Source organism: Plantactinospora sp. CA-290183 (genome assembly GCF_050936375.1).
Taxonomy (GTDB): Bacteria; Actinomycetota; Actinomycetes; order Mycobacteriales; family Micromonosporaceae; genus Plantactinospora.
Genome location: NZ_JBNJMX010000032.1, coordinates 22437 through 33110 on the forward strand (window position 1 = coordinate 22437; position 10674 = coordinate 33110).

Genomic DNA, 10674 nt, shown 5'->3' on the forward strand with positions numbered 1-10674 from the left:
GTCGCGCGGCGGACGATCATTCACAGTAGGTTGGACAGGGTGACCGGACGGATCCCGATCGAAGACGTGACCCCCTCCGTTTCGTGTGGTCGATATCCGGCGAAGGCGGTGGTCGGCGAGCTGGTCCCGGTGACCGCGCGGTCGTACCGCGAGGGTCACACCGCGATGGGCTGCCAGGTGGCCTGGGCGGGCCCGGACGGCCGGCCCCGGGAGGTCGTCCGGATGCGGCCGGGACCGGACTTCGACGACCGCTGGCACGCCACCATCCGACCCGACGCGGTCGGCGAGTGGAGCTTCACCGTCCAGGCGTTCGACGACCCGTACCTGACCTGGCGGGACGCGGTGGTCAAGAAGGTCGACGCCGGGCAGGGGCCCGCGGAGCTGGCCAACGACCTCGCCGAGGGCGCCGAGTTGCTTCAGACGGCGGCCGACGGCGTACCGGAGAAGTCCCGTGACCTGGTCCGCGGTGCCGCCGCCGCGCTGCGCGACGGCGACCTGCCGCTGCCGGCGCGCATCTCCGCCGCCCTCGACCTGGCCGACCTGCTCTGGGCGCACCCGGTGCGGGCGCTGCTCACCGACGGGCCCACCCGGACCCTCTGGGTGGACCGGCACCGGGCCCTCTTCTCCGCCTGGTACGAGTTCTTTCCCCGCTCCGAGGGCGCGGTGCTGGCCGCCGAGGGCCGGCCGGCCCGGTCCGGCACCTTCGCCACCGCCGCGCAGCGGCTTCCGGCGGTCGCCGGGATGGGCTTCGACGTGCTCTACCTGCCGCCGATCCACCCGATCGGCCGGATCAACCGCAAGGGCCGGAACAACACCCTGACCGCCGGGCCGGACGACATCGGCTCGCCCTGGGCGATCGGCGCGGCCGAGGGCGGCCACGACGCGATCCACCCCGAGCTGGGCACCGCCGAGGACTTCCGGCGGTTCGTCGCCGCCGCCCGCGAGGTCGGCCTGGAGGTGGCGATGGACCTGGCGTTGCAGTGCGCGCCGGACCACCCCTGGGTCACCGAGCATCCCGAGTGGTTCACCACCCGGGCGGACGGCACGATCGCGTACGCGGAGAACCCGCCGAAGAAGTACCAGGACATCTACCCGCTGAACTTCGACAACGACCCCGAGGGGATCCGGGCGGAGATCCTGCGGGTGGTACTGCACTGGGTCGACCAGGGAATCAGGGCTTTCCGGGTGGACAACCCGCACACCAAGCCGCTCGACTTCTGGCACTGGTTGATCTGGCAGGTCAAGGAGTACGACCCGGACGTGCTGTTCCTGTCCGAGGCGTTCACCCGGCCGGCGGTGATGCACGGGCTCGGCAAACTCGGCTTCGCCCAGTCGTACACCTACTTCACCTGGCGGGACAGCCCGGCCGACCTGCGGGACTACTGCCTGGAGCTGGTCGCGGCGGCCGACCACATGCGGCCCAACTTCTGGCCGAACACCCACGACATCCTCCCCGGACACCTCCAGCACGGCGGCCCGCCGATGTTCAAGATCCGCGCGGTGCTGGCCAGCCTGCTCTCCCCCTCCTGGGGCGTCTACGCCGGCTACGAGCTGTTCGAGCACGTCGCCCGGCCCGGCTCCGGGGAATACATCGACAACGAGAAGTACGAGCTGCGGCCCCGGGACTGGGCGGCGGCCGAGGCGCAGGGGCGCTCGCTGGCCCCGTTCATCGCCCGGCTCAACGCGATCCGCCGGGCCAACCCGGCCCTGCACTGGCTGCGCAACCTGCGCTTCCACGACATCGACAACCCGGCGCTGCTCTGCTGGTCCAAGCGGGACCTGGCGACCGGCAACACGGTGCTGGTCGTCTGTTCCGTCGACCCCGGACAGGTGCAGTGGGGCAACACCGTGCTGGACATGCCGGCGCTCGGCTTCGACTGGCACGAGCGGTTCACCGTCCGCGACGAGCTGACCGGCGCCGTCTACGACTGGGGACAGCACAACGCCGTACGGCTCGACCCCTACCTCCAGCCCGCCCACGTCTTCACGGTGCACCCGCTCGGCGCACCACCGGCACCCCCGGACGGCGACGGCCCCGCGGACCCGCTGCCCCGATCGGAAGGTGTGCGATGGACGAGCTGATCGCCGGCAGGAGCCACGACCCGCACGCCGTGCTCGGCGCGCATCCGGACGGCGACGCCACCCTCATCCGTACGCTGCGGCGCGGCGCCGGGACGGTGACGCTGCTGGTGGGCGCGGAGCGGCACCCCATGTGCCGGGTGCACGACGAGGGCGTCTTCGCCGCGACGGTGCCCGGCACGGTGCTGGACTACCGGATCGAGGTGGACGGCGGCGAGCCGCGCGACGACCCGTACCGGCATCCGCCGACGGTCGGCGAACTCGACCTGCACCTGATCGGCGAGGGCCGGCACGAGCGGCTCTGGACCGCCCTCGGCGCCCGGCCCCGGCCCGGCGGCGGGGTGTCGTTCGCGGTCTGGGCGCCGAACGCCCGGGGTGTCCGGGTGGTCGGCGACTTCACCGGCTGGGGCGCCCACGACGGCTGGCCGATGCGCTCGCTCGGCGGCAGCGGAGTCTGGGAGATCCTGGTCCCGGACGCGGCGCCCGGCCAGCGCTACAAGTTCCGCATCCTCGGCCCGGACGACCGCTGGCGGGACAAGGCGGACCCGCTGGCCCGGCACACCGAGATCCCACCGGCCACCGCCTCCGTGGTCCACGAGTCCCGGTACGAGTGGTCCGACGCCGACTGGCTCGCGAGCCGGGCCGGGCGGGCACCGCACCAGGAGCCGATGAGCGTCTACGAGGTGCACCTCGGGTCGTGGCGGCCGGGCCTGTCCTACCAGGACCTCGCCGAGCAGCTCACCGCGTACGTGCTGGACATGGGTTTCACGCACGTGGAGTTCCTGCCGGTGATGGAGCACCCGTACGGCCCGTCCTGGGGCTACCAGGTGACCGGCTACTACGCCCCGACGTCCCGGTTCGGTGACCCGGACGACTTCCGCCACCTGATCGACCGGCTGCACGCGGCCGGGATCGGGGTCATCCTCGACTGGGTGCCGGCGCACTTCCCGCGCGACGAGTGGGCGTTGGCCCGGTTCGACGGCACCCCGCTCTACGAGCACCCCGACCCCCGGCGCGGCGAGCACCCCGACTGGGGCACGTACGTCTTCGACTACGGCCGGCCGGAGGTGCGCAACTTCCTGGTGGCGAACGCGCTCTACTGGTGCCAGGAGTTCCACGTGGACGGCCTGCGGGTGGACGCGGTCGCCTCGATGATCTACCTCGACTACTCCCGCGACTCCGGCCAGTGGGCGCCGAACCAGTACGGCGGCCGGGAGAACCTGGAGGCGATCGCGCTGCTCCAGGAGGTCAACGCCACCGTCTACCGGGAACATCCGGGCGTGCTGATGATCGCCGAGGAGTCGACCGCCTGGCCGGGGGTGACCCGCACCACCGACTCCGGCGGGCTCGGTTTCGGCTTCAAGTGGAACATGGGCTGGATGCACGACACCCTCGGCTACGTCGGCAAGGACCCGATCTACCGGCAGCACCACCACAACGAGCTGACCTTCTCGCTGGTCTACGCCTGGAGCGAGAACTACCTGCTGCCGATCAGCCACGACGAGGTGGTGCACGGCAAGGGGTCCCTGCTGGGCAAGATGCCCGGCGACCAGTGGCGCAAACTGGCCGGCGTACGGGCGCTGCTGGCGTACATGTGGGCGCACCCGGGCAAGCAACTGCTCTTCATGGGCTGCGAACTCGGCGACGAGCAGGAGTGGAGCGAGACCCGCGGCCTGGACTGGCGGCTGCTCGACGATCCCGGCCGGGCCGGCGTCCAGCGGCTGCTCCGGGACCTGAACGGGGTCTACCGGGCCAGCCCCGCGCTCTGGTCCCAGGACACCGTACCGGCCGGCTTCCGCTGGATCGTCTCGGACGACGCGGCGAACAACACCGTCGCCTTCATCCGGATCGCCCCGGACGGCGCACCGCTGGTCTGTGTGGCCAACTTCGCGGCGCTGCCGCACGACGGCTACCGGATCGGCCTGCCGCTCGCCGGCACCTGGGTCGAGGTGCTGAACACCGACGCGGGCCACTACGGCGGCTCCGGGGTGGGCAACCTGGGCACGGTGCGGGCCGAGGCGCTGCCCTGGCACGGGCTGCCGGCCTCGGCCGCGCTGCGGCTGCCGCCACTCGGCGTCCTCTGGCTCCGGCCCTCGGTGTAAGGAAGGGCCCCCTATTATCGTTTTCGGTAGAGGAAGGGCCCCCCATTAACACCCGATCGCGTGGGCCCGCTCGGCGACGAACTCCGGTACCTTGCTCGCCATGACCGTGCTGCACGATCTGGTTACCGCGCTCGCCACCGGCCGGGTCGAGGTCGTCGACCTCACCGCCCCGCTCTCGGCGCAGACGCCGATCCTGGCCCTGCCCGAGCCGTTCGGCCAGACCGTACCGTTCGCGCTCAGCGAGATCAGCCGCTACGACGAGCGCGGCCCGGCCTGGTACTGGAACAACATCACCACCGGGGAACACACCGGCACGCACTTCGACGCGCCGGTGCACTGGGTCAGCGGGCAGCACGGCGACGACGTGTCCCAGGTGCCGCCGAGCCGGCTGGTCGCCCCGGCGGTGGTGCTCGACCACAGCGCCGAGGCCGCCGCCGATCCGGACTTCCTGCTGGAGGTGGAGCACATCCGGGCCTGGGAGGCGGAGCACGGTCCGCTGCCGGCCGGCGGCTGGCTGCTCTACCGGACCGGCTGGGACGCGTACGGCGACGACGCGCAGCGGTACGCCAACGGCGGCCGTACGCCCGGGATCTCACCGGCCTGCGCGAAGTGGCTGGCCGAGGAGTCCCCGGTGCTGGGAGTCGGGGTGGAGACCGTCGGCACGGACGCGGGCGCGGCGCACTCGTTCGACCCGCCGTTCCCCTGCCACTCATTCCTGCTCGGCGAGAACAGGTACGGGCTGACCCAACTGCGCAACCTGGGGCAGCTCCCGCCGACCGGCGCGGTGGTGATCGCCGGGCCGCTGCCGATCGTGAACGGCTCCGGGAGCCCGTGCCGGGTGCTCGCGCTCGTCGAACGCTAGCGGGGGCACGGCGGTATGCGGGTCGCCGAGGTGGTCGGCCGGGTTCTCGCCGCGCACGGGGTGCGGCACGTCTTCGGCGTGGTGGGCAGCGGAAACTTCCACGTCAGCAACACCCTGGTCGCGGCCGGTGCGCGGTTCGTGGCGGCGGCCCACGAGGGCGGCGCGGCGAGCATGGCCGACGGCTTCGCCCGCACCTCGGGCCAGGTCGGGGTGCTCTCCGTGCACCAGGGGCCCGGGGTGACCAACGCGCTGACCGGGATCACCGAGGCGGCGAAGAGCCGTACCCCGTTGCTGGTCCTCGCTCCGGAGGCGACCTCACCCCGGTCGAATTTCCACATTGATCTCCCGGGGGCGGCGGCCGCGTTCGGCGCCGACTTCCGGCGGGTACGCGCCGAGCACGCGGCCGAGGACGTCAGCGCGGCGTACCGGGCGGCGCAGCGGGGCGCGACGGTCCTGCTCGGGCTGCCGTTGGACGTACAGGCGGCGGAGGTGGCACCGTGGCGCGGACCCGTCGCGGCGCCGTCGTGCTCTCCCGGCACGTCCCCGCGACCCGCGACCCCCGACGGGGTGCCCGGGGTGGGTGCGCTGGTCGCCGCGCTGCGTGCCGCCCGGCGGCCCGTCTTCATCGCCGGGCGGGGCGCCCGGACGGCCCGGGAGGCGCTGCTGCGGTTGGCCGACGAGTGCGGCGCGCTGCTGGCCACCTCCGCGGCCGCGAGGGGGCTCTTCGCCGGTGAGCCGTGGAATCTGGACGTCTCCGGCGGCTTCGCCACCCCGCTCGCCGCGGAACTGATCGCCGACGCCGACCTGGTGGTGGCCTGGGGCAGCACCCTGAACATGTGGACCACCCGGCACGGCCGGCTCATCGCGCCGTCGGCGGTGGTGGCGCAGGTCGACCGCGATCCGGCGGCGCTCGGCGTGCACCGCCCGGTCGACGTGCCGGTTGTCGGGGACGTCGGCCTGGTCGCCGGGGAGACACACGATCGGCTGCGAGCGGGGCGCGCGCCGCAGGCGCCGACCCGGCCCGGAGGTGCGCCGCCGACACACCGGGCGTCGGCGACACCTCCCGACGCGACCCTGGACCGGGTCCCGGCCGGCGCGGACAGGACATCCGACCGGGTCGCGGCCGGCACGGACACCACATCCGACCGGATTGCTGCCGGCACGGACACGGACCGGGTCGCGACCGGGACAGACAGGGACCGGGTCGCGACCGGGACGGACACGACAGCGGATCCGGTTGCGACCGACACCGACGCCGCGTGGGCGACCGGCGGGCGGCGGACGCCGGAGCTGCGGCGCCGGATCGTCGAACGGGGCCGGTGGCGGGACGTGTCCTATCCGGACGAGAGCGTCGCCGGCCCGGACGGCCGGATCGACCCGCGGACGCTGAGCATCGCGTTGGACGACCTGTTGCCGGCCGAGCGGACCGTGGTGGTGGACTCCGGCAACTTCATGGGCTACCCCTCGACCTTCCTGTCGGTGCCGGACGTGGCCGGCTTCTGCTTCACCCAGGCGTTCCAGTCGATCGGGCTCGGCCTGGCCAGCGCGCTGGGCGCGGCGGTGGCCCGGCCGGACCGGCTCACCGTGGCGGCGCTCGGCGACGGCGGGTTCCTGATGTCGGCCGTCGAACTCGTCAGCGCGGTCCGGCTGGGGCTGCCGCTGCTCGTGGTGGTCTACGACGACGCGGCGTACGGCGCCGAGGTGCACCACTTCGGCCCCGACGGACATCCGCTGGAGCTGGTGCGCTTCCCCGACACCGACCTCGCCGCCATCGCCCGGGGCTACGGCTGCGCCGCGCTGACCGTCCGCACGGTCGACGACCTCGGCCCGCTGCGCGAATGGCTCACCGGGCCGATGAGCCGGCCGCTGGTGGTGGCCGCGAAGGTCACCAGCGAACACGGCTCGTGGTGGCTGGAGGAAGCCTTCCGCGGTCACTGAGCCGGCGCCCGCCGGGGACTATCCCATCGACTTCGCGCCGTCCAGGGCCTCCCGAATGATGTCGGCATGCCCGGCGTGCTGGGCGGTCTCGCCGACGACGTGCAGCAGCACCCGGCGCGCCGACCAGCGGGCACCCGGCTCGAACCACGGTGCCTCCGGCAGCGGGTGGTCGCTGTCCAGGTCGGGCAGCGTCCGCACCAGCTCGTCGGTGCGCTGGGCCACCTCGTCGTACGCCGCCAGGAGCCCGGCCAGCGTCTCGCCGGGCAGCATCTGGAAGCCGGCGGCGTGGTTGTCCAGGGCGACCGCGTCGTCCCACCGGGGCATCTCGGCCGGACCGTCCACGATGAAGTCCGCCCACCCGCGCTCTACCGAAGCGACGTGCTTGACCAGCCCGCCGAGGCAGAGCCCGCTGACCGTGGTGCGCTGCGCGGCCTGCTCGTCGGTGAGGTCACGCACGGTGTGCCGGAGGAAGAAGCGGTGCTTGGCGAGCGCCTCCAGCAGGTCTGCGCGCTCGCGGGTGAGCGTGCTGGTCTCGATCATGAGCGGGTCCCCTCGTCGGTTGGTCAGCAGGACCATAGCGACCGGCACCGACAGTTCCGCCCGCCCGCGACGCCGGGAGAGCCCGGCCGCTACTCCGGCAGATCCGGGATGGTGACGGTGCCGTCCAGATAGCGGTGGTACGTGCCGGCGAGGCGCACCCGGTCGCCGTCCACCTCGCAGCGCACCATTCCGCCCCGGGCGGAGAGCTGCCGGGCGGTGAGCCGGGTACGCCCCAGTCGCTGCGCCCAGTACGGCGCGATCTGGCTGTGCAGGGCGCCGGTCACCGGGTCCTCGGAGATCCCGGCGGCGGCGCCGAACCAGCGCGACACGAAGTCGACCCCGTGCGCGTCGCCCGGCGCGGTCACCACGACTCCGCGTACCGGCAGCCGGGCCAGGGCGGTGAAGTCGGGGGCGGCAGTCCGGACCGCCGCCTCGTCCGCCAGCACGTAGACCAGGTCGGTGTCGCGCAGCCGTACCTCCGGCTCCACACCGAGGGCCGCCACCGCCGCAGTGGACGTCCGGTCCCCGTCCGGGATCTCCCGCAACGTCCCGGCCGGGAAGTCGAGCTCCAGCTCACCGTCGTGCGGCCCACGCCGGACGGAGAGCCAACCGCTGCGGGTCCAGAAGCGGATCCCTTCCGCGCCGGGGTGCGCGTCCTCGAAGAGGTGTCCGGCGGTGGCGAGGGTGGCGTGCCCGCAGAGGTCGACCTCGATCGCCGGGGTGAACCAGCGCAGGTGGTAGGCGGGCTCGTTGCCCGGGGCCGAGGTGGTCTCGGGCGGAGATCCGGCCTCGGGCGGCAGGTCGGCGACGTAGAACGCGGTCTCGGAAAGGTTGTTCTCCTCGGCGAGGGCCTGCAGGACCGGGTCGGGCAGCCAGTGTGGCAGGGGCATCACGGCGGCCGGGTTGCCCCGGAACACGCGGTCGGCGAAGGCGTCGATCTGGATCAGGCGAAGGCGCACGACCCCTGTCTACCAGGAACCGGACGGCCGGCCCCTACCAGGTGTCAACCGGTCGACCTAATGTTAGGTTCTACTTATATAGGGGTCGTGCCGGATTACACAGGGTCGTGCCGGAGGGGTGGCGCTGGTGCACGCGTTCGACGTTCTCGGCGACCCGGTCCGGCGCCGGATCCTGGAGCTGCTCGCCGACGGCGAGTGCTCCGCGGGCGAGGTCGGCGCGGTGGTCCAGGCGGAGTTCGGCATCTCCCAGCCGGGCGTCTCGCAACACCTGCGGGTGCTGCGCGAGAACGGCTTCACGACGGTACGCGCCGAGGGCACCCGCCGGTTGTACGCGGTGGACCCGACCCCGCTGGTCGAGATCGACCGTTGGCTGGACCGGTACCGGTCGTTCTGGGACCAGCGGCTGGACGCGCTCGGCACCGAGATCGCCCGGGGCAGACGCGAACGCCGCCGGCGCCAGGAGGGTTAGGAGGGGGCCCTTCCTATACAAAAAGCGATAAGAAGGGGCCCTTCCTTACACTTCAGAGCAGGTTGGCCTCGCGGAGCAGGCGCCACAGGCCGGCGCCGTCGGGCGCGCACAGCCACGTCTCGCCCAGCGGGCCGGAGGCCGGGCTGGCACCACCGCCCGGGGCGCTGCCCGGCGGTGTCGGGAAGCCGCCCGCCAGCACCGCCTGGGTCGGCGAGAGACGCCGGATCGCCACCCCGGCGACGCTGTCCGGGTACTTCGCGGCGAACTCGGCGTAGATCTCCTGGTCGTGCTGGCCGTCGTCGCCGATCAGCAGCCATCGGATGTCCGGGAACTCCCGGGCCAGCCGGGCCAGGGTCGCCCGCTTGTGCTCCCGCCCGTTGCGGAACCAGCTGTCGGCCGTCGGACCCCAGTTGGTGAGCAGCAGCGGACCGGCCGGATAGAGGTGCCGGGAGAGAAACCGGGTCAGCGTCGGCGCGACGTTCCAGGCCCCGGTGGAGAGGTAGAGCACCGGGGCGCCGGGGTGCGCGGTGACCAGCCGCTCGAAGAGCACCGCCATCCCGGGTACCGCCATCCGGGCGTGCTCGTCCAGGACGAAGGTGTTCCACGCGGCGAGCAGCGGCCGGGGCAGCGCGGTGACCATGACCGTGTCGTCGATGTCGGAGAGGATGCCGAATCGCAGGTCCGGGTCGACGATCCGGACCGGCGCGTCGACCGGCTCGGCACCGGGACTGGTGATCCGGACACTCTGCCAGCCGGGTGCCAGATCCGCCTTCAGGACCAGGTCGATGAAGCCGCTGCGGTCCGCCCGGGCCTCGTGGCGGGTGCCGCCCGCCTCGATCACCACCGGCGCGTGCTGAACGGGCAGTGTCGCGAAGTGACGCCAGCCCCGGACCTTCTCGATCTGGCGCCCCGGCCGGCGGCGCAGCCGGGTCAGCAGCACCCGGCCGAGCACCCGGACCCAGCCGGGCGCGCCGTAGCCGGCGTACGGGACGATCGTGGCGTCCCAGCCACCCTGCCCCAGCCGCCGCTCGATGAACTGGTGCACCGCGTCCTCGACGCGGGCCGCTCGGTGCAGCCGCGGCGCGGGCGCCGGACCGGCGGGTATCAGCGACACCTTGCCACCCTGCCACAGACCACCGGAGACGGCCACGAGACAGATCAACTAAATCGTTCACCCGCCCACCCTCACCGCGCTGACCTGCGCCGATCCGGCCGCCCCGGCCGTATGGCTGTGGAAGACTTCGGAACGGGACGACGACGGGGGCGTTGGTCGTGTCGGTGGCGATGCCGCGCGGGGGTCGGTTGTTCCGATCGCTCGACCGGCCGGACGTGGTGGCGCTCGGGCTCGGCCTGGCCGGGCTCGGTTACCGGTTGTTGCTGGTGCTGCTGACCGTGCCGGGTTCGAACAGCGACGAGGCGACGTTCGGGCTGGCCGCGATGCACATCGCCGCGGGCCGGGACCTGCCGGTCTTCCTCTACGGCCAGCACTACATGGGCACGGTGGAGAGCTACCTCGCCGCCCCGCTGTTCCTGCTCTTCGGTTCGAGCTGGGTCCTGCTGCGGCTCCCGCTGCTCCTGCTGCACGCCGCCTTCCTCTACCTGACCTACCGGCTCGCCCGGCGGGTCTACTCGCCGTGGCTGGCCACCTTCACCATCGGCCTGCTCGCGCTCGGCGGGGAACGGGTGGTCCGGGACCAGATCACCGCCGTCGGCGGCCGGCCGGGC

Annotated in this window: 8 protein-coding genes and 1 pseudogene; 6 read left to right on the plus strand and 3 right to left on the minus strand. The window is 73.0% G+C overall.

The genetic code is table 11. The features are described from left to right. Positions 1 to 39: 39 nt before the first annotated feature. The 4 genes from ACQEUR_RS23825 (at position 40) to ACQEUR_RS23840 (ending at position 6981) form a co-directional block, all read left to right on the plus strand. Positions 40 to 2082 (plus strand): alpha-1,4-glucan--maltose-1-phosphate maltosyltransferase, encoded by a 2043-nt coding sequence (locus ACQEUR_RS23825; RefSeq protein WP_433035109.1) that lies wholly within the window; start codon positions 40 to 42, stop codon positions 2080 to 2082. Beyond that, positions 2070 to 4181 (plus strand): 1,4-alpha-glucan branching protein GlgB, encoded by a 2112-nt coding sequence (gene glgB, locus ACQEUR_RS23830; RefSeq protein ID WP_433035112.1) that lies wholly within the window; start codon positions 2070 to 2072, stop codon positions 4179 to 4181. The genes ACQEUR_RS23825 and glgB overlap by 13 nt, the downstream gene beginning before the upstream one ends. Before the next feature lie 100 nt (positions 4182 to 4281). Then, positions 4282 to 5043, plus strand: coding sequence for a cyclase family protein (locus ACQEUR_RS23835; RefSeq protein WP_433035115.1), 762 nt, complete (start codon positions 4282 to 4284; stop codon positions 5041 to 5043). A gap of 15 nt (positions 5044 to 5058) precedes the next feature. Continuing rightward, positions 5059 to 6981, plus strand: a complete 1923-nt coding sequence (locus ACQEUR_RS23840; RefSeq protein ID WP_433035118.1) for a thiamine pyrophosphate-binding protein — start codon at positions 5059 to 5061, stop codon at positions 6979 to 6981. An 18-nt stretch (positions 6982 to 6999) separates the two neighbouring features. Here the strand turns inward: ACQEUR_RS23840 and ACQEUR_RS23845 are convergent, their stop codons facing one another. Then, positions 7000 to 7521, minus strand: a complete 522-nt coding sequence (locus ACQEUR_RS23845) for a DinB family protein (RefSeq protein ID WP_433035121.1) — start codon at positions 7519 to 7521, stop codon at positions 7000 to 7002. 89 nt (positions 7522 to 7610) lie between these two features. Then, a complete protein-coding gene (locus tag ACQEUR_RS23850; RefSeq protein ID WP_433035124.1) occupies positions 7611 to 8480 on the minus strand; it encodes a PhzF family phenazine biosynthesis protein in 870 nt (289 codons plus the stop codon). A gap of 127 nt (positions 8481 to 8607) precedes the next feature. Here ACQEUR_RS23850 and ACQEUR_RS23855 point away from each other — a divergent pair, with 127 nt between their 5' ends. Then, complete coding sequence (locus ACQEUR_RS23855) at positions 8608 to 8949, plus strand: ArsR/SmtB family transcription factor (protein WP_433035136.1); 342 nt, start codon at positions 8608 to 8610, stop codon at positions 8947 to 8949. Positions 8950 to 9001: 52 nt separating this feature from the next. Here ACQEUR_RS23855 and ACQEUR_RS23860 read toward each other — a convergent pair whose 3' ends face one another. After that, positions 9002 to 10063, minus strand: a complete 1062-nt coding sequence (locus ACQEUR_RS23860) for an App1 family protein (protein ID WP_433035127.1) — start codon at positions 10061 to 10063, stop codon at positions 9002 to 9004. Between the two features lie 158 nt (positions 10064 to 10221). Here ACQEUR_RS23860 and ACQEUR_RS23865 point away from each other — a divergent pair. Next, positions 10222 to 10674 (plus strand): annotated as a pseudogene (locus ACQEUR_RS23865) (hypothetical protein); the annotation flags it as partial.